Origin of the sequence: Kocuria sp. WRN011 (assembly GCF_002295155.1) — a bacterium.
Lineage (GTDB): Bacteria > Actinomycetota > Actinomycetes > Actinomycetales > Micrococcaceae > Kocuria > Kocuria carniphila.
Window position 1 is genome coordinate 24,991 of record NZ_NSGI01000013.1, and the last position, 22,004, is coordinate 46,994.

A 22,004-nucleotide genomic window follows, 5' to 3' on the forward strand; every position below is an offset into this window, starting at 1 on the left:
TGTGATGAAATCCACGCTGACCGGCGGCTTTCCCCACATCACGGGGCGGGCCGCCGGTTTTTCATTGCGTGGATCCAGTAGCTGTCCTTACGGGCGGTGACGACGGACCTCGATTCTGCATGTCAACTCGAGGGGGTTAAGGTGGCAGTCATGCCCGAAACCCTTCCCCCACGGTCGAGCGCGCCCCACGTTCGCCCCGACGTCGTCTCGCGCTATTCCGGTTTCCGAACCGAAGTGCAGGGTTTGCGCGCCGTAGCGGTCCTGCTGGTGGTGATTTACCACGTGTTCCTGGGCCGGGTGTCGGGCGGTGTGGACATCTTCTTGTTGATCTCCGCGTTCTTCATGACGTTGTCCTTCGTGCGCAAGATCGAAAGCGGTCGCCCGCTGGCCATCGGCCGGTACTGGTTGCACACGTTCAAGCGGCTGCTTCCGCTGGCCACCGTGGTGATTCTCGTGACGATCGGGTTGCTCACGGTGTTTCCCGAGTCCTCGGTCGCGCAGTTCCGCTGGGAGGCCCTGGCGTCCGTGTTCTACGTGGAGAACTGGGCTCTTGCGGCGTCGTCGGTGGATTATTACGCGGCGGATAATTCCACGGCCTCGCCGTTCCAGCATTTCTGGTCCCTGTCCGTTCAGGGCCAAGTCTTCTTGTTGTGGCCGTTGACCTTTGGTTTCGCGTGGCTACTACGACGCCGCACACGCATCAGTTCGGTGCCCATTCTGGCGGTATGTTTCGGGCTGATTTTTGCGGCGTCCATGATTTTTTCGGTGATCACCACCGAGACTCAACAGGCTTACGCCTATTTCGACACCCGTGCCCGGTTGTGGGAGTTCGCGCTGGGTTCTCTGATCGCCTTGGCGATTCCCTACCTCAATCCGCCGCGGGTGCTGCGCATCATCCTGGGGTGGGTGGGCATTGTGAGCATGGTGTCCGTGGGCATCCTGGTGGACGTTCAAGGTGCTTTTCCGGGCTGGATCGCTCTGTGGCCGCTGCTGTCCGCGGCCGCAATCATCGTGGCCGGTAACACCGAGTCCCGGGTGGGGTTCGACCGGTTTTTGTCCTGGCGGCCCGTGGTGAAGTTGGGCGACGCCGCCTACGCGTTGTACCTGGTGCATTGGCCTCTGCTGGTCACGTACCTGGTCATCATGGATCGTCCCTGGGCCGGACCGCGTTCGGGTGTTGCACTGGTGCTGGTGTCGATTGTTCTGGCGCTGGTGCTCACGGCGTTCATTGAAAACCCGCTCAAGGCGTGGACGTGGCCCGAGCAGACCAAGCGCCGACTGGCACTCGTGATCATCGCGTGTTTAGCGGTGGTTTCCACTGCGGTACTGTCCTGGACCGCCGTGGACGCCCACCGCAGCGCGCAGTTGGAAGCGGAGGCCGCGCGCAACAACCCCGGGGCGGCGGCACTTGCGGTCGAGGATCCCAGCGGCACCGAGACGGATGCGCCGCTGGTGCCGATCATTCAAGGGGATTACCCGAAACCGTCCCTGGGAGAGCCCTGCCCGGAAGAAATGGGTTTGAGTGCCGCAAATCAGACATGGTGTGGAATCACCATCGATGATCCGCAGGCAAGCCAAACGATTCTCGTGGTGGGCAACAGCCACACGATCCAATGGCTTCCGGCCATCGAGGATCTGGCGCGCAGCCAAGGGTGGAACATGGTGAGTTACATTCGGGGAAACTGCATCCTGGGCAGCGCCGATGACCAAGTGAGGGATCAGGCGGAGTGCGCAGAATGGCTCAGTGAGATCGACAAGGTCATCGATGACGCAGATCCGGACTTGGTCGTCACGACAGGCACCCGCTCCTTGGAAGACGGGGGTGAAGACCTGAGCCCGGGAATGGTGGAGAAGTTGCAGGAGTTGTCGCAAAAGACCGGGCATCTCCTGGCTATCAGGGACAACCCTCGTTTCGTTGACGCCCCGGGTCTTTGCGTCCAGGACGACCGGCGAAGCGCGCAGGATTGCACCCCTCCCGCCACCGACATCACGACCTCTCCGAACCCCCTCGAATCCATCGCCGGCCAGAACGAGGGGATCTCCACGGTGGACATGGGGGATCTCATTTGTCCTGACGGAATGTGCGCACCCGTCATCGGCAACGTGATCGTGTACTGGGACAATAATCATCTCACGCAGAACTACGTTCGTTCCTTGTCCCCGTTCTTCGTGGAACGTGCGAAGAAGGCCCTCACCGAGAACGGTTTGCTCTAGGGCGGCAACCGAGCCGCAGCCGCATGACCGTAGAATGAAAGGGAAACTACTTGGTGAAAGGGAGCTTTCGTGACCGATGCCGTGCCTACCGCACTGATGGATGACCCGTTCGGCTTGACCGGACTGACCTACGATGACGTTTTGTTGTTGCCCGGCAACACTGATGTGATTCCTTCCGAAGCGTCGACCAAGACCCGGCTCTCACGCCGGATCGAGATCGAGGCGCCCGTACTGTCCGCGGCCATGGATACCGTCACCGAATCCGCCATGGCCATTTCCATGGCCCGGTTGGGTGGCATGGGTGTAATTCACCGCAATCTCTCCATCCAGGACCAGGCCGATCATGTGGATCGCGTGAAGCGCAGTGAATCCGGCATGATCACCAAACCGGTGACCGTGGGCCCGGACGCGACCCTCGCCGAGTTGGACCACCTGTGTGGCTACTACAAGGTCTCCGGCCTGCCCGTGGTGGATGAGAACCAGAAACTGCTGGGCATCATCACCAATCGTGACACCCGCTACCTGCCGGAATCCGATTTCCACACCCGGCTGGTGCGCGATGTCATGACCCCCATGCCGCTGGTGACCGGCAACGTGGGGATGAGCAAGGACGAGGCCCACAAGCTGTTGGCCACGCACAAGATCGAGAAGCTGCCCCTCGTAGATGAGCAGGACCGGCTCACCGGCCTGATTACCGTCAAAGACTTCACCAAGGCGGAGCAGTATCCGCTGGCCACCAAGGACGACGAAGGTCGTTTGCGCGTGGGCGCCGCCGTCGGTTTCTTCGGTGACGGTTTCGAACGCGCCATGACCCTGATCGATGCCGGTGTGGACGCACTGTTCATCGACACCGCTAACGGCCACTCGCAGGGTGTGCTGGACATGATCTCGCGCCTCAAGCACGAGTCAGCCGCGTCCCACGTGGACATCATCGGCGGTCAGGCGGCAACCCGCGCGGGCGCGCAGGCCATCGTGGACGCCGGTGCGGATGCCGTGAAGGTGGGCGTGGGGCCGGGCTCCATCTGCACCACCCGCGTCATCGCCGGCGTGGGCGTTCCCCAGATCACCGCGATCAACGAGGCCGCCAAGGCCACCATCCCGGCCGGGATCCCGATGATCGCGGACGGCGGCCTCCAGTTCTCCGGTGACATCGGCAAGGCCCTGGTGGCCGGTGCCGATTCCGTGATGCTCGGTTCACTGCTCGCCGGTTGTGACGAGTCCCCGGGAGAACTCGTGTTCGTGGCCGGTAAGCAGTACAAGGCCTATCGTGGCATGGGTTCGTTGGGTGCCATGCAGTCCCGCGGTAAGAACACCTCCTACTCCAAGGACCGCTACTTCCAGGCGGACGTCTCCGACGATGAGAAGCTGATCCCCGAGGGCATCGAAGGTCAGGTGCCCTACCGCGGCCCCTTGGCTTCCGTGTTGCACCAGCTGGACGGCGGTCTGCGCCAGACCATGTTCTACGTGGGCGCTCACAACGTGGAAGAGCTCAAGATGAAGGGCCGGTTCGTGCGCATCACCCCCGCGGGGCTCAAGGAATCGCACCCGCACGACATCACCATGACCGTGGAATCGCCCAACTACAAGCGCTGATTCACCCCTCCCGCTACTCGCGCACGGTTGCGCGGGGAAAGGATTACCCGTGAGCTACGACATTGAGCTGGGCCGCTCCAAGCGGGCCCGCCGCACGTTCAACCTGGACGAGATCGCCCTGGTCCCGTCGCGGCGTACCCGCGATCCGCAGGACGTGAGCACGCACTGGCAGATCGACGCCTACAAGTTCGACATCCCCGTGGTGGGCGCGCCCATGGACTCGGTCATGTCTCCGGCAACAGCCATTGCCCTGGGTCAGGCCGGTGGCCTGGGCGTGCTGGACCTGGAGGGTCTGTGGACTCGGTACGAGGATCCGCAGCCGGTGTTGGACGAGATCGCGGACTTGTCCACGGACAACGTGCCCGAGGCCACGCGCCGGATGCAGGAGCTCTACAGCGCTCCCATCCAGCCCGAGCTGATCAAGGCCCGCCTCGCCGAGATCCGCGAGGCCGGCGTGATCGTGTCCGGTTCGTTGTCGCCGCAGCGCGTGGTCGAGCACTACAAGACCGTGCTCGAGGCGGGCGTGGACCTGTTCGTCATCCGCGGCACCACGGTGTCCGCCGAGCACGTCTCGCAGAACCAGGAGCCCCTGGACCTCAAGAAGTTCATCTACGACCTGGACGTCCCGGTCATCGTGGGTGGCGCGGCCGGTTACACACCGGCGCTGCACCTCATGCGCACCGGTGCCGCGGGCGTGCTGGTGGGCTTCGGCGGCGGCGCTTCGCTGCGCACCGAGTCGATCCTGGGCATCCACGCGGCGATGGCCACGGCCATTTCCGACGTAGCCGCGGCACGTCGCGACTACCTGGATGAGTCCGGTGGCCGGTACGTTCACGTGATCGCCGACGGCGGTCTGGGCACCTCGGGTGACATCGTCAAGGCGATCGCCATGGGCGCGGATGCCGTCATGCTCGGTACCGTGCTCGCGCGCGCCGAGGAGGCGCCCGGGCAGGGTTGGCTGTGGGGCGCGGAGTCCCACCACCAGCATTCACCGCGCGGGGAACGCACCAGCGTAGGCACCGTGGGTTCCTTGGAAGAGGTGTTGAACGGTCCCGCACGTCACGTGGACGGATCCTCGAACATCATCGGTGCGCTGCGTCGAGCCATGGCCACGACCGGGTACTCGGACCTCAAGGAGTTCCAGCGGGCCGAGGTCGTGATCCGCGGCTGACCACCGTCGGTCGAGTCAGAGTGGGCCGTCCTGCGTGTCGACCGATCCCCGCGGGGGATTTGGGAAACGCACAGGGCGGCCCACTACTCTTGTGTGGTGCTCAAGATCGCTCTCAGCCCCCGGTCGCTCGCCTTTCTGACGGTGAGCTTGATCATTGCGGCACTCTTCGTGATCTTGAGCATGTGGCAGCTGAGCAGTTCCGATCAGGCCGCCACCGTTGCCGATCCGGACAAGGATCGTGTGAAGCCCCTGTCTGAAGTGATTCAACCCGGCGAGGTGGCCACCGCAACCACTGCCGATCACACCGTGGAGATCGCCGGTAGGTACGTTCCCGATTCCACCGTGGTGATCCCCGGCCGCCTCTACGACGGCGCGGAGGGCTACTGGGTGGTCTCGGAACTCGTGATTCGTGACTCCGAAGAGTCGTGGGATGCCGCCAACGGTCCCATGTCCATGGCCGTGGCGCGCGGCTGGGTGGAATCCGCGGATCAGGTGCCCGCGGCGCCGTCGGACGCCGTGACCGTTGCGGGCCGTTTCCTGCCGCCCGAGGCGCCCCTGGGCGACCGCGAGCTTCCCGAGAAGGAACTGGCCTCACTGTCTCCCGCGCAGCTGACCAACGTGTGGAACGCCCCGTTGTACTCCGGGTACGTGGCGGCCGCCGCCGAGGTACCCGCGGGCGAGGAGCTGCCCGTGACCGAGCAGGGTGCCCTGGCAGAAAACGCGAGCGTGATGAGCGCTGAGCTGCGTGATCTGGACATCGATCAACAGCCCACCGATACGTCCCTGAACATGCTGAATCTGTTCTACGCCCTGGAATGGATCGTGTTCGCGGGCTTCGCGGTGTTCCTGTGGTGGCGCTTCGTCCGCGACGAGTACCTGCGCCGTCAGGATCCTCAGAAGTACTTCTACCTGGAGGGGGACTACTTCTGGGATGAGGACGCCCAGTCCTTCTATTACTGGGACGAGCGCGATCAGTGCTACTACTACTTTGACGACCAACCGGCGGCGACCTCCTCATCCAATGGAGCCTCGACGCGCGAGAACCGCACCCACCCCGAGCACGGAGCCACGCATGAGTGAACCCACCCCTGATCCCCAGCACAACCCCAAGCCGGTTCGTCGCACGGACGGCGTGCGCGTGAACACTCCCGCGGACGCCACTCCGGAGCGCGCCACCGTGCCCGAGAACGTCAAGGCGCGTGCGGCGGCACTGCAGCCGCGACGTCGATTCGGCGGCACCGAGGCTCAGATCCGTGGTGCCCTGACGTTCTACAAGATCTGCGCCTGGGTTTCCGGTACGTTCCTGCTTTTACTCGTGGCCGAGATGATCACCCGCTACGGCCTGGGCTACGACCTGATCGCAGGCGGCACCGACAAGATCACCGGTGAGACCGTGGCGCTGGGCTGGCAGAACCTGGAACTGGAGAACCTGGCCGGGGGAGTGAACATCTCCACGTGGATTCTGATCATCCACGGCTGGTTCTACGTGGTGTACTTGGCGGCGTGTTTCCGCATCTGGTCGCTCATGCGTTGGCCGTTCCCGCAGCTGATTGTGATGGCTCTGGGCGGTGTAGTGCCGTTCCTGTCCTTCATCGTGGAGCGCAAGATCCACCGTTCCACCGAGGTGGAGCTGGCCTCGAACCCCAAGGCCGCCAAGCGATACTGAGCGTGGGATAAAGCGCGCGCTGGTGTTCTAGACTTGAGCCCGTGACTGAAACCCCTGACAACCTCACCGAACTCGAGGACCGCCCGGTTCTTGTGGTCGATTACGGCGCGCAGTACGCGCAGCTGATCGCCCGCAGGGTCCGCGAAGCGAACGTCTACTCGGAAATCGTTCCGCACACCTGGTCCACCGAAAAAATTCTGCAGCGCAATCCGGCGGCCATCATCCTGTCGGGTGGCCCGTCCTCCGTGTACGCACCCGGCGCACCGCAGCGTGACTCCGAGCTGTTCGAGGCCGGCGTGCCCGTGCTGGGCATTTGCTACGGCTTCCAGGTCATGGCCAGCGCACTGGGTGGCTCGGTGGAACGCACCGGAGCCCGCGAATACGGTGCCACCGTGGCCACCGCGTCCCAGGAGGTCACGGGAACCCTGTTGGAGGGCTCCCCGGACGTGCAGACCGTGTGGATGAGCCACGGTGATTCCGTGACCGCTGCGCCGGAAGGTTTCACCACCCTGGCTTCCAGTGACGGCGCCCCCGTGGCGGCCTTCGAAAATCCCGAACGCAAGCTCTACGGCGTGCAGTGGCACCCGGAGGTCAAGCACTCGGCCTACGGCCAGCAGGTGCTCGAGAACTTCCTGTTCAACGGTGCCCAGATCAGTCCGTCATGGTCCACCGGCAACATCATTGACGAGCAGGTCGCCCTGATCCGCGCCCAGGTGGGCGACGGCAAGGCCCTGTGCGGCCTGTCCGGCGGCGTGGACTCGGCTGTGGCCGCGGCTCTCGTGCAGCGCGCCATCGGCGACCGCCTGACCTGTGTGCTGGTCGATCACGGCCTGATGCGCCAGGACGAGGTGGAACAAGTCGAGAAGGATTACGTGGCCGCCACCGGTGTGAAGCTCCACGTGGCCCGCGAATCGGATCGCTTCCTCTCCGCACTGGCCGGCGTGAGCGATCCCGAGACCAAGCGCAAGACCATCGGCCGCGAGTTCATTCGCGCGTTCGAGGCCGCGGAGGAACAGGTGCTGCGCGCCGAGGCCGCTGACGGTAAGCCCGTCCAGTTCCTGGTCCAGGGCACCCTGTACCCGGACGTCGTGGAATCCGGCGGCGGTGAAGGTGCAGCCAACATCAAGAGCCACCACAACGTGGGCGGGCTGCCGGAAGACCTACAGTTCGAGTTGGTCGAGCCGCTGCGCCAGCTGTTCAAGGACGAGGTCCGCGCGGTGGGTCGCGAACTGGGTCTGCCGGAGAACATCGTGGGCCGCCAGCCCTTCCCCGGCCCCGGCCTGGGTATCCGCATCATCGGTGAGGTCACCGAGGAGCGACTGGACATCCTGCGCCGCGCGGATGCCATTGCCCGCGAGGAGCTGACCCGCGCCGGCCTGGACGACGACGTGTGGCAGATGCCCGTGGTCCTGCTCGCGGACGTCCGCTCGGTGGGCGTGCAGGGAGACGGCCGCACCTACGGTCACCCCATTGTGCTGCGCCCCGTCAGCAGCGAGGATGCCATGACCGCGGACTGGTCACGATTGCCCTCGGAGTTGCTGGCCAAGATTTCCAACCGCATCACCAACGAGGTCGAGGAAATCAACCGCGTGGTCCTGGACGTCACGTCCAAGCCGCCCGGAACCATCGAGTGGGAGTAATCCCACACTCGTTGTGATCGAACATCAGTGCCGGTGCGTCGGCCGCGTCACCCGGGAGCGGGTGGCGCGGTCGGCGCACTCGTGAGTAGGAGACTCATGTCTGCAGACGCGCCCCAAGAACGCCCCGAGAACACCACCGAGACCGGGACCGATTCCAGGGTGTCCTTGCGTGCCTGGACCCAGCAAATGGATGCCTATACCGGTCCGGACACACTGCTGGAATTCAACCGCGTGGATAACGTGTGCATCGACCTGGCGGAAGCCAATTCCTCGGGACAGGCGCAGTTGTTGATGGGCCGTCCCACCAGACTGTCCACGATGATTCATCATCAGGACCCCGCCTACGAACGTGCTGCCCGCTCCGCACGTGCGCTGCGTACCAAGATCCATGAACTCTCGGTCATGCACGGACTGGACGCCGCGTATTTAGCGGCCGGAACGGCGTCGTGGTTGACCAACCCGGCCGTGGACGGGCAGCGGCGATTCATCGCACCGGTGCTGCTGGCACCGGTGACCGTGAAGCTACGACCGGACGGTAAGGATTTCGAACTGCAGATTGTGGCTCCGGCGCGGTTGAACCCGGCCCTGGTGCGCCGGTTGCGCGAGGATTACGACGTGGAGCTGGCCACGGGGGAGATGTCTCGCCTGGCGTACGGCACCCGCCGTCTGGATCCCGCGCCCGTGCTCGAGACCCTGCGGCAGCTGGCCGTGGACGTCCCGGGCATGCACGTGGATCACCAGCTGCTCGTGTCGACCTTCGCGGACCTGCACGAACGTCCCGCGGACGAGAACGTCGAGGCGCGCACCGCGTTCGTGCGTGACTTGGCGCGGCTGAAGAACCACGAAGTGGGCAAACTCCCGGTCGTCTCTCCCGTCGAGAACCGCGCCGAGCCTCTCGACCACCGCGATCCCGCGCAGGAACTGTCCCTGACCGATCTGGACCGCAGCCAGCAGGAGGTCGTGGACCTGGCCGAACAAGGCGAGAGCTTTGTGGTCAGCACACCGGTGGGCACTCCTGCCATCGACACCGTGGTGGCCACCGTGGGCTCACTCGTGTACCGCAACAAGAGTGTCCTGGTGCTGGGCGAGTCCCGCACCACGCTCTCCGCCTTCACCCGCGCCTGGAGCCGTTTGGGTCTGGAGTCGCTCGTGCTGCCGCTGGGCTCGCACCTCAACGACGATGACATCGCCGAGCGACTCGTGAACGCCATCGCCCGCAACGAGCGCACTGAAGAACCGGATCTCGAGCAGCTCCACAACACACTGCGAGTTACGCGGGGTCAGCTGCGTGTTCACGAAGAATCGCTGCATGCCGTGCGCCCGCGCTGGCAGGCCTCGCCCTATCAGGCGATGCAGGCCCTAGCGGAGCTGACGGCCCGCGAACCCGGCCCGCAGACGGCCGTGCGGTTCCGCCGATCGGTGCTCGACGCCGTGTCCCACCGTGCCGAGGTCGAGAAGCAACTGGAACGCGCCGCCCGATTGGGGGCCTTCGACGCCGAGACCCTCGCCGGGCCGTGGAACGGTGCTCGCTTGGTCAATGACGACGAGGCCCGCGAAGCCCACCAACTGGCCAAGTCCCTGCTGCTCGAACTGACCACCCTGAAGACCGGGATCCGCAGTGTCCTGGCAGTGTCCGGGCTGCGCCCCGGAAGCACCATCCAGGAGTGGGCGCAACAGCTGTCGCTGGTCATCGAGGTCGGCGACTCCCTCAAGCACTTCACCCCGGACATCTACGACCGACCGGTCACCGACCTGATTGCCGCGACCGCGTCATCGGGCTGGCGCCGGGATCACGGAATCGAGATGACCGGGCTGCAACGCTCACGATTGCGCAAGGCCGCCAAGGAGTACATGCGCCCGGGTGCTCACATCTCGGACCTGCACGCGGCGTTGGTCAAGGTGCAGTCCGAGCGGGACCGCTGGCGCACATGGGCCACGTCCCTCGAGCAACCGGCCGTGTCCGATCGCGCTCGCGAGGTCCGGGACATCCAGCGTCGATTCAGTGAGGACCTCGAGGGACTCGCGATTGCCCTGGAAGGTTCACCCACCGCCGCCACACTGGAATCAGCGGACGTCGAGCAGCTGGAAACCACTCTCGACGATCTGATCAACGACGAGGCCCACCTGGCCACGCTGCCCGAACGCACCATGCTCTTGGACGACCTGCGTTCGCGCGGGTTGGGGGAGTTCCTGCAGGACATGCAGGACCGTCGCGTGCCCGCCCACGAGGTCCGGGGTGAGCTGGAACTGGCCTGGTGGCAATCCGTGCTCGAGGCCATGATCAGCGGCGACGACTTCGTGGCTATGCCCCACGGCAACGAACTGCGACGCACCGAATCCATTTTCCGGCGCGCCGATTCCGCACACGTGGCCTCGGCTCCCGGCCGTTTGATGCACGAACTCGCCATGCGCTGGAGGCACAGCATCCGACGCAGTCCCGTGGCCGCTCGGAACTTGCGGGACATGCTGCGCTCGGGGCGGGTGCGCCCGGACCAGTTGAGCGCGGAGGAAGGGCTCATCAAGCAGTTGGTGCCGGTGTGGACCGCGAGCCCGCTCGTGCTCTCGGCAACGCTGGCCGAGGACCAGCACATCGACACCGTGGTCATCCTGGACGCCGAATCCACGCCTCTCGCCGCGACCCTGCCGGCTCTGGTGCGTGCGGACCAGGTCATCGCCTTCGGCGATGCCCACGCCGGTAATCCCCACCCCTTCACGGTGGCACCGCAACAGAATTCCGGGGACGTCCCACAGCCGGTGGCCGAGCTCGAATCGGCCTTCGACGCGCTCAGCCGCGTGGTCGACCAGCGCGGTCTCACCTCGGTGCGTCGGGCCATGGACCCGCGCCTGTTCAACTACCTCAACTCCGCGTTCTACGACGGCGCTCTCGCTCGCCTCCCGCACGCATCCGAGCTGGTCAGCCCCACCTCGGGGATGTCCGCGGAGTACGTCGAGGACGGCGTGGGTGTCCTGACCGCCGGTACGGAAGGTGTGCAGGCGCCGTCGGCGGAGGTGCAGCGCACGGTGGATCTCGTGTTCGCCCACGCGATGCGTCACCCCGAGCGCTCGCTCGCCGTCGTGACCGCAAGTGCGATGCACGCGACCCGCGTCGCGCAGGCCGTGCAGCGCAGGCTGCGCGAAAACGGTGAGGCCGCAGATTTCTTCGCGCCGGGCCGTGAGTCCTTCCGCGTGGTTGAACTTCACCGCGCCGCCGGGATCGAACGCGACACCGTGATCTTCTCCCTGGGCTTCGGGCGCACCACGTCCGGCAGGTCGACACCCAACCTGGGCGCGCTGTCCGAGAAGGACGGGCGGCAGGCCTTCGTGCGCGGCATGACCCGCGCACGTCGCCACACGCACATCGTCACCTCCATCCACCCCAAGGACACCGAGGAACGTCGCCTGCAGTACGGCGCGCGGGACATGTACCGCATGCTCGAGTTGCTCTTCGGCGAATCTACGACATCCGAGAAGGCCCAGGCGCCGGCTTCGATCGCCGACGACGCCGCGGACGCCCTGGTCGCGGACCTCGCCGACCGCTTGGGTCGCGCGGGCGCCACGGTGCACACGGACTATGCGGACATCATTGACGTGGTGGCGTACGCGGATACCGAGTCCCTGTCTGCGGGTGCCGTGGTGCAGCCGACCGAGAACGGCGAAGCCCCGCGGATTCCCGTAGCCATCGAGTCCGACGGTTCCGATCGCAGCCGCGCCCTCAGTGTGCGTGAGCGCTCCCGCCTGATTCCGCAGCAACTCGAACGGGCGGGCTGGAACTACGTGAGCCTGTGGTCCGTTGAGGTCTTCACGGATCCGCAGACGGTGGCATCGCTGGTGCAGCGGTATCTGGGGCTGAACGCCAAGGCAAAGTCCTCGGCGACCGAGCCCCGTGAGCAGGAAGCTGCTGAGTGGCCGGAGCGATCCGAGGACTCGTCGGCTGACGCGGAGAACGGCTGAGCGGGCCCATGAACGAGGAAAACTCGGCCCCGAAGGCCGGATCCGACGAGCCCGTGGATTTCGTTCATGGTTCTGACTCCGGTCACGAAACCGGGTCACGTCAGGTGGCGGATTCGGATAGCAGCACTGCTTCCGGAAATGCTACCGAGCTTTCCAAACGCCGGCGCCGGGGGCATCGGCGGGTCACCGGTGGTCGTGCGCCGGATCCTAACTTGGCCGTGAACGATCCCGCCCTCTCCGCGCGGCCGAGTGACCCAGATCGTGCCGCGTCCGGGGCCTCGGATGCTATGTCCGACTGGGAACACGAGCTGTGGTTAAAGGAACAGCGTCCCCCGCACTGGGGCTGAAAAACTCTGCCCCCACACGGCACGTCCGAGTTATCCACCTAATCCGCCACCAGGATCAACGATGTTCGTCCGGAGCCGTCCAAGGAGGCCAGACCAGTCGCGGTATCACGCGGCGCGGCCAGTACGACCAGACCCAGGTCGGAATCGGTTCCCGAAGCCGACAACAGCGACGCATCTTGACCAGCATCCTCGGATGCGCTCCACAGCACGGTCACCGATTCCGCCATGGTTTTCCGTTGGTCGTGCCCGGCGCTGTCCGGTTGGTGGACCACATCCACACTGTCACCGGGACGGATGTGTCGCAGGACTGCGGGATCGCTGACACGAATACTGGCCGCAGTGGTGCCGTCTGGCTGGCCTTTGAGGAGTCCCGGACCAAGCACTGAGGATTCCGTCAGGAATTGCCCGGGGACCAGGGCAACCGTGGCAGGCTGTCCCGTTACGAGTGCGGGGTCCGTGAGTGCGTCCTGGGGAACCCAATCGATAGGGACGTCCTGGACGTTCATATCCGAACTGGTCAATGCCTGCCCCGCGGGTATTGGATTGACCACGGTCACCACGGGGGAGGACTGCGCGCTCGGGGGAGCGAACCGCAGGATCAGAAGTGTGAGCGCCACGGCACACAGGGCAGCGGCGACCAACCGGTGGCGGCGGTTCACCGCCGTTCGGAAACGCAGACTCAGTGGGTATCGGGGGCGGGCTCGTGGGCTCATGCCCGAACGTTATGAGCATTCACGGGTCCGCGGCGGAGTCACCAGCCCGGTTGGGGATGCGCGCGCGACTTCACAGGCCGCGGTCGCACTGTGGAGTGCCTATGCCGCGGTCATCTCACGACGCACCGCAGGGGACTGCCGTTCAGGACGAGGAAGCCCCAGATGTACCAGCGCTCGAGGCGGCCTTGTTGGAAGAGGACTTCTCGGAGGAGCCGGACGAAGACGACGTCGAATTCGACGACGATGAAGATGAGCTGGACGCCGAGGAATCCGAGCCGTTCGAAGCGGAGGACTTGGCATCCGAACGAGAATCGTTGCGGTAGAAACCGGAGCCCTTGAACACCACGCCCACGGTGTTGAACTTCTTACGCAGCTGGCCACCGCACTCGGGGCATTCGGTCAGGGCATCGTCCGTGAAGGACTGACGGATGTCGAAGGCATGGCCGCAGTCTTTGCAGCCGTAGGCGTAAACGGGCACGGATTTCCTCGCAAGTAGTTGGCACTGGTGTGGACCGAGTGCCAATCTTACTCCGCCCCGGACGGCTGCGAAGTGTGATTCTTACTGCTCCCCAAGCCGACCACACCGCGTTCGGTCAGTGCCTTGGTCATCACGGCGTCGTGTGGTTCTCGCGGGATACTCCCGGCGACCAGGATCTCGTCGTGGAACACACACGCAAGCATCTCGGGCAGGGGATGCGCGGCCGCGAGTTTTTCCAGGAAGCGGTCGTAGTAGCCGCCCCCGAAACCTAGCCGAACGCCGTCGGCGCCCACGGCAACGGCCGGGATGACCATCAGAGCGATGGTTCGGAAGACCTCGATGTCGTGCCGGGGACCGATCGGTTCGCGCAGACTCGGCAACGAGCCGGGCGCAAGCGCGATTCCCGGCCGCCATTGGCACCACCGCATCGCACGGTCGGTCTCCACCACGGGCACCCAGACCCGGTGACCGGCTTGGTGCGCTGCCTCGAGAGCAGCCAGCAGCGGAGGCTCCGTGTCCAGGGGCAGGAACGCGGCCAGATCCCCGGTCGAGGTCCTGGCCAACTCCCGCATTAGGTGCTCGGTCAACGCGTGCGCTGCTGCCTGGCGCACCTGGGGTGAACGACGACGCCGCTCGGTCAGGATGCGCCGCCTCAGGTCGGCTTTCGTGGTCCCGTTCGAGGAAATGGAGGTCATCACAGTTCCGTCCTTGGTGGATTCGAGCGGCGGTCGTCGAGGAGAAACGTGCGAAAGCGGGGTGTCCCCTCATGAAGGGACGATGACAAACTCTGCATATTTTGCCTCAATCAGCCACACGGAAGGATCGTCCATTAACCTGAGTTTATGAGCCCTAATCAAACCAAGCGCGCGCACAAGGCGGTCATCCCCGCGGCAGGTCTGGGAACTCGTTTCCTGCCGGCCACCAAGGCCATGCCCAAGGAAATGTTGCCGGTCGTTGACCGGCCCGCCATTCAATATGTCGTTCAGGAAGCCGTGGACGCGGGCCTGGACGATGTCCTGATGATCACGGGGCGTTCCAAGCGCGCCCTGGAGGATCACTTCGACCGTGTGCCCGCACTCGAGGCATCCCTCAAGGAATCCGGCAAGGACAAGCTGCTCACTGAAGTTGAGCACGCCTCCGACCTGGGTGAGATTCACTACCTGCGTCAGCAGGATCCCAAGGGCCTGGGCCACGCAGTGTTGCGTGCCAAGACCCACGTGGGCAATGACCCCTTCGCCGTGCTGCTCGGTGACGACCTCATCGACGAGAGCGAAGACCTGCTCGAACGCATGATCGAGGTTCAGCAAGCCACCGGTGGTTCGGTCGTGGCTCTCATGGAGGTTCCGCAGGAGCAGATCAGCGCCTACGGCTGCGCGGACATCACCGCGGTCGATGGCCAAGAGTACGTCCAGGTCAACGGATTGGTGGAGAAGCCCGCTCCGGAAGATGCGCCGTCCAACCTGGCCATCATCGGCCGGTACGTGCTGCACCCCGAGATCTTCGAGATCCTCGAGAACACCCCTCCGGGCCGCGGTGGCGAAATCCAGCTGACGGACGCCATGCAGACCATTTCCGACAAGGGTGATCAGGCGCACGGTATGTACGGCGTGGTCTTCAAGGGCCGCCGCTTCGACACCGGTGACAAACTGTCCTACCTCAAGGCCAACATCGTGCTCGCGTGCGAACGTGGCGACCTGGGTCCGGACCTGCGCGAGTGGGTCAAGGATTTCGCAAAGGACCTGCAGGACTGATAGTCAGTGTTCCGTGAACACTGAAGTCGTGTGGCCGGTAAGTGTGCAATGGGCGCAGCTGACGCTGCGCCCATTGTCCATGCGTGACCGTGCTGAATGGGACAGCGTCCGGTACCGGAATCGTGAGTGGTTGGAGCCGTGGGAGGCCAGCAACCCGCTGCCCGGGGGAGAGCCGCCCACGTACCGCCAGTTCGTGAAACTGATGCGCGACCAAGCCAAACAGGGCACCTCGTTACCGTGGCTGATCACGGAAGTGAATCCGGAGACCGGCCGAGACGAATTGGTGGGCCAGCTGAGTGTTTCCAGCATCACGGGTGGCTCGTTCAGATCGGCCACTCTGGGGTACTGGGTGGATGCCGCTCAAGCGGGCCGAGGGATTGCGCCCATGGCGGTCGCAATGGCCACCGATTACTGTTTCCAGCATTTGAATCTGCACCGGATGGAAATCAACATTCGCCCGGAGAACGTCAAATCTTTGCGAGTGGTGCAGAAACTTGGATTCCGTGACGAAGGTTTACGGAAAGACTTTCTGCACATTTCCGGGCACTGGCGGGATCACCGGAGCTTTGCCCTCACGTCACCGGAGGTTCCCCGCGGGTTGGTGCATCGCTTCACGGGATCCGATGAACTCGTGACCGTGCACCGGGCACGTTTCTGATGACCCCGGCAAGGGTATTCTGAGGAAAGCACCGTGTAGCACGCAACGAATTACACCGTTGTAAGCAACACGGTCCTGTGTGGCGCAGATTTCGTCCCCCGCTCCTTTAGGGTAGGGGTCGTGGGATTGACGTGGGTAAGCAGCTCGGCCGTTTTGGCCATCGTGTGCGTGTTGTGCGCGGTATGGTTGGCACCCCGAATTCTGCGACGTGAAGACACCCCCGTGCTGGCACAGGTGGATGCGCGCGACCTCCGGTTCGATGCACCCCGCAATGGCCCACAGCACACTACAGTGAGTCTTGCGCCCAAGACATCAACCTACGAACGGGAGAGCACCATGGAGACGCCGGCAACGGAACCGTCCACCGCGGCATCTGCGCGCCGCCCCATGGCCGGCCTGCACATTCGGTGGGACCGCACCCTGATCTTCTTGGCCGGTGCCATGCTGTTGTTCACCGCTCTGATCACGGGTGTCATGGCTCCTTTCACCGCGGTCACCTGGGCTGTGCCGACCGTCCTGACTCTGCTGGGCATCGGTTGTGTTGCCGGATTGCGTTACCTGGCCGTCGAGGAACAAAACGTTCGTCGTGCCCGCGGTTCCGTGAGCGCTCCGGTGGAGCAGCCGGAGCAGAAGCTCTTCGACAACGAGGACGAGAACCGCCAGGAAGAACAGGTCCGCGAACGCCGTGCCATGGCCGCGCTGGATCTGCCCGTGCAGGTGGAACAGCCTGAGCAGCAGGTTGCCGCGAAGACTCATGAACCCGCCTACACCGTGGATGAACTGCGCGCGGAAGCCCTCAAGGTCGCTCGCTCCACTGCCCCCAAGTTCGAGGGCAAGGCCACCTGGAAGCCGGTTCCGGTTCCCAAGCCGCTGTACACCCAGGCTCCGGTCGTTCCCCCGCGTGAACCCGAGCCCCTGCAGGTTCCGCAGCGCCCCGCAGCCAAGTCCACCACGTTGAAGGACGCCGCCGAGGCGGGTGCACGGGAATCCGCGGCCCTCAATCTGGACGACGTCCTCAAGCGCCGCCGGGCATAGCGCGTAGAACCACAACGATTTAGAGAAATATTTTGATTCCGCGCCGCGGCCGTACCCAGCAGGGATGGTCGCGGCGCGTTTCTTATCTAGGGAGTGTCATGGCTGAGCACCAATGGGAGATTGAGCGCAAGTACGATGTCTCGCCCAAACAGGCGGCCAAGATCAAGCTGCACAAGGTCAAAGGATTCACGGTGGGCGAGCCCGCAATCTACGACTTGACGGCCGCGTACTTCGACACCGACGATTACGCGCTGAGCGGTGCCAACGTGGCCGTGCGGCGTCGTGCGGGCGGCGGCGACGACGGTTGGCACGTGAAGTACAAGGCAGGCAAGGTGCGTGGGGAGCTGCATTACGAGCCGCTCAAGACCTCGACGCGCATGCCCGCAGCGTTGCGTAAAACGCTGGTCGGGATCACCCTGGACCAGCCGCTCACGCCCGTAGCGACCATCAATACCAAGCGCGCCGAGTACCCGATCACCGCCGAAGACGGTCAGCAGCACGCCGTGCTGTGCGTGGATTTCGTCTGCGCGCGTGATGAGCGAGCCGGGGTCGATCGTGAGTGGAGCGAGTGCGAAATCGAGCTGAGCTCCAATGAACTGTCCAAGAAGCAGTCCAAGGCGGTCTTCTCGGCAGTCGAGGACATTTTGTTCGAGGCGGGGGCAGTGGCTTCCACGTCGCCGGCCAAGATTGCTCGCGCGCTGGGCCAGGACGAAGGGCCGGCCAAGGAACTGGCCGCGGACGGCAAGGACAAGGATTCTTCCAAGGACTCTGCGAAAAAGGACAAGAAATCCAAGAAGTCCACGAAGGAAGCTGAGAAGAAGCAAGCATCCGAACCCGTCCAGGACGCACCGACCAGCGGCCAGGACGTTCTGGCGTCCATGTGTGAAACTCTCACACGCCAGCTGCAGCACTGGGATTTCGCGGTGCGGATCGACGCGGATGATTCCGTGCATCAGATGCGGGTGCGCAGCCGTGCCTTGCGTAGCGTGCTGCACGCCTCGCGCGATTTCATCCCCGAGCAGATCGGGGCTGATCTCGAGGAACGCCTCAAGACTCTGGCGCGGGCACTCAGCGATGCTCGTGACGAGGAAGTCGCGGCCGAGCAACTGCACGCTCGGTTGGACTACGAGTTCCAGGGCCAGATCACGACCGCGGCCCGGCAGGACTTGTTTGCCGCCTCGGAGGCAGCGTCTGCCGACGCCGCTCGGGCCGTTCGCCGCATGCTGGACAGTCCCGAGCACATCCAGTTGTTGACTGACCTGCGGGCACTGTTCCAGGACTCCACGTTCGGTGAGCAGGCCGCGGGGCTGTCCGCAAAGAAATTCGCCAAGGCCGTCATGACGACCGCTTTGACGGACGTGATCCAGAAGGCCACGGCCAAGCCGACCGTGGATTCTGAGACCGGTGAAACCGAAGTCAGCGAGCTCGGTGCCGAGCTGAGCGAACGGCTGGCGCAGGCTGACGAGGATCCCGTGGCGCTGGCCGTTTACTTCGATCACCTGCACGACGCCCGCAAGGCCATCAAGTCCGTCCGGTACGTCAGCGATGCCCTGGACCGCGCGAATGTCGAGCCGGGCAAGAAACGCTCCAAAGCGGCGTCGTACGCCAAGGAATACCAGGACGAACTCGGTTCCCTCACGGACTGCGCCGTCATGGAACACTGGCTGGCCCGTGTGGCCCGCAGCTTCCAGCGCACCGGCAAGGACCGCTACGCAGTGGGTCTGCTGCACGGCATCGAGATGGCGTCCCTGCGAGCCCGCCTGGATGATGCCCCGGAGCTGATCGGGGACCTGGTGGAGGACATCCAGCGGGAACTTCCGAGCGAGGACTAACCGCCCGGCTGTCTGAAGCCGTCTGACCGACGGTAGAACCCCGCCAGAGTGGATCTCCATAAAAACGATCGACGGTACGACCTGGAACTTTCGTTTTCTGGGTCGTACCGTCGATCGTTTTACCGCTGCGCGGGTCGCGCGCTAGTTCTCGCTGATGAGCTGAATCAGGTTTCCGCAGGTGTCATCCAGGACCACGATGCTCACCGGACCAGCGTTCGTGGGTTCCATGGTGAACTCCACACCCTTCTCGCGCAGCTCGTCGAACGCCTCCTGCACGTCGTCCACCTGGAACTGCGTGTAGGGAACCCCCGCGGACTTCAGCGTGGATTTGAACTCGGGAGCACCGAAATTGGCGTCCGGCTCGAGGAGGAGCTCCACGCCGTCGGGATCGCCGGGGGAGGTGAGGGTGAGCCAACGGGCCTCACCGGCGGGAACGTCGTGCTTGAGCTCGAAGCCGAGCTTGTCGGTGTAGAACGCCAGAGCCTTGGCCTGATCGTCCACCAGGACACTGGTGATGTTGATGCGAATGCGCACGGGATGCTCCTGCTCAGGGACGGGTCGAGACGGACCGTTGGTCCGATTCCGGCTTAACGGTAGCGGAGGAGGGATCGGAAACAGCCGGATCCGCACCGTGCAGCTTGGCGTCGGAGGCGGCGTCGGCGGCCGGTTCATCGTCTTTCGGGGCGTAAACCTCGCGGTCGATCTGCGTTGCCAGAGGCTTCTCCTCCACAAAGAAGAGCAGCACCAGGGCAATGATCGTCAACGGCACCATGAACAGGAAGATGGGCAAGAGCGCGTCGTTGTAGGAATCGATTACCGGGATGCGCAGGGCATCCGGCAAACCCTGGACTGCGCCGGGCGTCAGGGAGTTGGCGCTGACCGGGGCGTTCGCGGCGGCCGGTGGCATCCGCTCCGCCAGGAGGTCGTGCAAACGGGTCACGAACACCGAACCGACCACGGCTGAACCGACCGTGGCACCCACCTGACGAAAGAAGTTGCTCGACGCCGTGGCCGTGCCGACCACGCGGTTGGGGAAGGAATTCTGGACGATGAGCACCAGGATCTGCATGCTCAGGCCGATTCCCGCGCCGAAGATGGCGATGAACAGGCACAGCTTCCAGATGGGATCGGCCGCGGTCATGGTGGACGTGAGCCACAGTCCCAGTCCGGTGATGACCATGCCGACGAGTGGGAAGAACTTGTACCGACCCGTCTTGGAGACGATCTGACCCGAAATTACGGAGGTGACCAGGAGGCTGCCCATCATGGGCGTCATCAGCAGTCCGGCCGTGGTCGCATCCACGCCCTTGGCCATCTGGATGTAGGTCGGCATGTATCCGAGGGCACCGAACATCACGATGCCGACCATTAGGCCGGCCACAGTGGTCAGGGTGAAGTTCCGGTCTGCGAACAGCGACAGCGGGATCACCGGATCCTTGACCTTGGACTCGGTCACGACAAAGGCACCGGCGGCGAGAACGGTGAACAGTGCCAGGCCCAGGATTTGTGGGGAGAGCCAGTCGTACTGCTGGCCGCCCCACGTGCAAACCAGGATGAGCGTGGTGGTGGCCGACGCCAGAAGCACCATGCCCAGGTAATCAAGGTTCAAGGATTTGGCGCGTTCGGGCCGGGGGATCCGCAGGAACACGGCCACGGCGGTGAAGGCCAGAATTCCCAGGGGGATGTTGATGATAAACGCCCAGCGCCAACCGGGTCCTTCGGTCAACCAGCCACCGAGCAGCGGGCCGGCCACGGAGGCCACCGCGAAGACGGCACCCATGACGCCCATGTACTTGCCGCGCTCGCGGGCGGGCACCACATCCGCAATGGCGGCCTGGGAGAGGATCATCAGGCCACCGCCGCCCAGACCCTGTACCACGCGTGCCGCGATGAGCAGGCTCATGGACTGGGCCGCTGCACCGATCACGGATCCTGCAATGAACAGCACCACGGCGGCGAGCAGGATGGGCTTGCGTCCCAAGAGGTCGGAGATCCGCCCGTACACGGGCATCATGACGGTTGAAGCGAGGATGTATGCGGTGATGACCCAACTCATGTGATCTACTCCGCCGAGTTCTCCCACCATGGTGGGCAGCGCGGTGGACAGAATGGTTTGGGACAGCGCCGCGAGCAACATGACCATCATCAGTGCGCCGAACAGCAGGACCAGGCGTGGCGGGGGTGCTGACTCTTCCGTGCTCGAGGTCCGGCCCGAGGCCGGCGCCGTGGTGTGACTCATGAAACCTCCTTGAATGCGGATCGGAAGACGGACAGGGCCTGCTCCACGGCACGGTCGACGACGTCCGGGTCAGAATTGCTGGTCAGGTCTTCGTTGTTTCGGTAAACGTATTTGAGGACCGAGCCGGCCATCAGAACGTAGGCCTGCGACCTCTCGGATGCCCGCGTACTGGTCGATGCGGTGGAATGCCCGGCAACGGTCGAGGCCACCAAGGACTCCGCTGCCGTGATGTGGAGCCCGATTTTTCGCGAGAGGTCCGGGTTGGCCGCGAGCAACTCCTTGCGTTCTGTGCCGGTAGCGCTGAATCCGGCGGAGTGCCGGAGGACGGCCATGAAGAGACGCACGGTTCGGGAGAACTCATCACCGGTGGTGGGGTCCTCGTAGTTCTCTAGGGCTGCCTGCGGAATGTGAACCGGCTTCAGCCCCAGAACGGCATCTTCCTTGCACGCGAAGTAGTTGAAGAAGGTTCGACGGGAGACCCCCGCACGTTCGGCAATGGCCTCCACAGTGGTAGCACCGTACCCGTTTCGGCGGGACAGCTCCCATACGGCCTCGTGGATTTCGCGTGAGGTCTGGGCTCGATGACGCTCACGTAATGACACATTCACTTCTGACACCGGTACATATTATGCACTGGTGCAAACTTGCACAAGTGCAAGGACTGCTGATGTGGGCCCACACCCAAGGTTGTGTTCAGGTAACAATCAGGAGGTTCG

Annotated in this window: 17 protein-coding genes; 11 read left to right on the forward strand and 6 right to left on the reverse strand. The window is 64.3% G+C overall.

Features of this window, described 5'->3' with window-relative positions:
• The first annotated feature begins 150 nt into the window (after positions 1 to 150).
• From CKW39_RS14485 to CKW39_RS14515, 7 genes are all read left to right on the forward strand, one after another.
• Complete coding sequence (locus CKW39_RS14485; protein WP_095798827.1) at positions 151 to 2,214, forward strand: acyltransferase family protein; 2,064 nt, start codon at positions 151 to 153, stop codon at positions 2,212 to 2,214.
• Between the two features lie 96 nt (positions 2,215 to 2,310).
• Positions 2,311 to 3,807 (forward strand): IMP dehydrogenase, encoded by a 1,497-nt coding sequence (guaB, locus tag CKW39_RS14490; protein WP_095798867.1) that lies wholly within the window; start codon positions 2,311 to 2,313, stop codon positions 3,805 to 3,807.
• A 49-nt stretch (positions 3,808 to 3,856) separates the two neighbouring features.
• Positions 3,857 to 4,978 carry a GuaB3 family IMP dehydrogenase-related protein gene (locus CKW39_RS14495; RefSeq protein WP_095798828.1) on the forward strand — a complete coding sequence of 374 codons (1,122 nt, stop codon included), beginning with the start codon at positions 3,857 to 3,859 and terminating at the stop codon, positions 4,976 to 4,978.
• Positions 4,979 to 5,074: 96 nt separating this feature from the next.
• Positions 5,075 to 6,058, forward strand: a complete 984-nt coding sequence (locus CKW39_RS14500; RefSeq protein WP_095798868.1) for an SURF1 family protein — start codon at positions 5,075 to 5,077, stop codon at positions 6,056 to 6,058.
• Entirely contained in the window at positions 6,051 to 6,644 is a 594-nt protein-coding gene (locus tag CKW39_RS14505; protein ID WP_095798829.1) for a DUF3817 domain-containing protein, read from the forward strand. The genes CKW39_RS14500 and CKW39_RS14505 overlap by 8 nt, the downstream gene beginning before the upstream one ends.
• A gap of 41 nt (positions 6,645 to 6,685) precedes the next feature.
• Entirely contained in the window at positions 6,686 to 8,284 is a 1,599-nt protein-coding gene (guaA, locus tag CKW39_RS14510; RefSeq protein WP_095798830.1) for a glutamine-hydrolyzing GMP synthase, read from the forward strand.
• Between the two features lie 96 nt (positions 8,285 to 8,380).
• Positions 8,381 to 12,235, forward strand: a complete 3,855-nt coding sequence (locus CKW39_RS14515; protein WP_254049452.1) for a DUF4011 domain-containing protein — start codon at positions 8,381 to 8,383, stop codon at positions 12,233 to 12,235.
• A gap of 385 nt (positions 12,236 to 12,620) precedes the next feature.
• On the opposite strand, the gene CKW39_RS14525 is transcribed toward CKW39_RS14515, so the two are convergent.
• The 3 genes from CKW39_RS14525 to CKW39_RS14535 all read right to left on the reverse strand — a co-directional run bounded on the left by CKW39_RS14525 (position 12,621) and on the right by CKW39_RS14535 (position 14,468).
• Complete coding sequence (locus CKW39_RS14525) at positions 12,621 to 13,295, reverse strand: RcpC/CpaB family pilus assembly protein (RefSeq protein ID WP_173674346.1); 675 nt, start codon at positions 13,293 to 13,295, stop codon at positions 12,621 to 12,623.
• A 142-nt stretch (positions 13,296 to 13,437) separates the two neighbouring features.
• Positions 13,438 to 13,773, reverse strand: a complete 336-nt coding sequence (locus CKW39_RS14530; RefSeq protein WP_095798832.1) for an FmdB family zinc ribbon protein — start codon at positions 13,771 to 13,773, stop codon at positions 13,438 to 13,440.
• Between the two features lie 47 nt (positions 13,774 to 13,820).
• Positions 13,821 to 14,468 carry a 5-formyltetrahydrofolate cyclo-ligase gene (locus CKW39_RS14535; protein ID WP_095798833.1) on the reverse strand — a complete coding sequence of 216 codons (648 nt, stop codon included), beginning with the start codon at positions 14,466 to 14,468 and terminating at the stop codon, positions 13,821 to 13,823.
• Between the two features lie 147 nt (positions 14,469 to 14,615).
• On the opposite strand from CKW39_RS14535, the gene galU reads away from it, so the two are divergent.
• The 4 genes from galU to CKW39_RS14555 all read left to right on the forward strand — a co-directional run bounded on the left by galU (position 14,616) and on the right by CKW39_RS14555 (position 19,049).
• Complete coding sequence (galU, locus tag CKW39_RS14540; protein ID WP_095798834.1) at positions 14,616 to 15,524, forward strand: UTP--glucose-1-phosphate uridylyltransferase GalU; 909 nt, start codon at positions 14,616 to 14,618, stop codon at positions 15,522 to 15,524.
• Positions 15,525 to 15,537: 13 nt separating this feature from the next.
• Positions 15,538 to 16,182: a GNAT family N-acetyltransferase gene (locus CKW39_RS14545; RefSeq protein ID WP_095798835.1), complete on the forward strand. Its 645-nt coding sequence runs from the start codon at positions 15,538 to 15,540 to the stop codon at positions 16,180 to 16,182.
• 336 nt (positions 16,183 to 16,518) lie between these two features.
• Positions 16,519 to 17,217, forward strand: coding sequence for a hypothetical protein (locus tag CKW39_RS14550; protein ID WP_095798836.1), 699 nt, complete (start codon positions 16,519 to 16,521; stop codon positions 17,215 to 17,217).
• Positions 17,218 to 17,315: 98 nt separating this feature from the next.
• The gene (locus CKW39_RS14555; protein WP_095798837.1) at positions 17,316 to 19,049 is read left to right on the forward strand and encodes a CYTH and CHAD domain-containing protein; all 1,734 of its coding nucleotides are present in this window, start codon (positions 17,316 to 17,318) and stop codon (positions 19,047 to 19,049) included.
• 141 nt (positions 19,050 to 19,190) lie between these two features.
• Here CKW39_RS14555 and CKW39_RS14560 read toward each other — a convergent pair whose 3' ends face one another.
• From CKW39_RS14560 to CKW39_RS14570, 3 genes are read right to left on the reverse strand one after another with little or no spacing between them, the layout of a single operon-like run.
• Positions 19,191 to 19,583, reverse strand: coding sequence for a VOC family protein (locus tag CKW39_RS14560; protein WP_095798838.1), 393 nt, complete (start codon positions 19,581 to 19,583; stop codon positions 19,191 to 19,193).
• Positions 19,584 to 19,596: 13 nt separating this feature from the next.
• A complete protein-coding gene (locus tag CKW39_RS14565; protein WP_095798839.1) occupies positions 19,597 to 21,288 on the reverse strand; it encodes an MDR family MFS transporter in 1,692 nt (563 codons plus the stop codon).
• A complete protein-coding gene (locus CKW39_RS14570; RefSeq protein WP_095798840.1) occupies positions 21,285 to 21,905 on the reverse strand; it encodes a TetR/AcrR family transcriptional regulator in 621 nt (206 codons plus the stop codon). Before CKW39_RS14570 ends, CKW39_RS14565 begins: the two co-directional genes overlap by 4 nt.
• Between the last annotated feature and the right edge of the window lie 99 nt (positions 21,906 to 22,004).

Bases quoted from the DNA above. Each gene is read 5' to 3' on its own strand.
- galU (WP_095798834.1), top strand. From the start codon at position 14,616: ATGAGCCCTAATCAAACCAAGCGCGCGCACAAGGCGGTCATCCCCGCG.
- CKW39_RS14555 (WP_095798837.1), top strand. From the start codon at position 17,316: ATGGCTGAGCACCAATGGGAGATTGAGCGCAAGTACGATGTCTCGCCC.
- CKW39_RS14505 (WP_095798829.1), top strand. From the start codon at position 6,051: ATGAGTGAACCCACCCCTGATCCCCAGCACAACCCCAAGCCGGTTCGT.
- guaB (WP_095798867.1), top strand. From the start codon at position 2,311: ATGGATGACCCGTTCGGCTTGACCGGACTGACCTACGATGACGTTTTG.
- CKW39_RS14485 (WP_095798827.1), top strand. From the start codon at position 151: ATGCCCGAAACCCTTCCCCCACGGTCGAGCGCGCCCCACGTTCGCCCC.
- CKW39_RS14565 (WP_095798839.1), bottom strand. From the start codon at position 21,288: ATGAGTCACACCACGGCGCCGGCCTCGGGCCGGACCTCGAGCACGGAA.
- CKW39_RS14525 (WP_173674346.1), bottom strand. From the start codon at position 13,295: ATGAGCCCACGAGCCCGCCCCCGATACCCACTGAGTCTGCGTTTCCGA.
- CKW39_RS14515 (WP_254049452.1), top strand. From the start codon at position 8,381: ATGTCTGCAGACGCGCCCCAAGAACGCCCCGAGAACACCACCGAGACC.
- CKW39_RS14535 (WP_095798833.1), bottom strand. From the start codon at position 14,468: ATGACCTCCATTTCCTCGAACGGGACCACGAAAGCCGACCTGAGGCGG.
- CKW39_RS14550 (WP_095798836.1), top strand. From the start codon at position 16,519: ATGGAGACGCCGGCAACGGAACCGTCCACCGCGGCATCTGCGCGCCGC.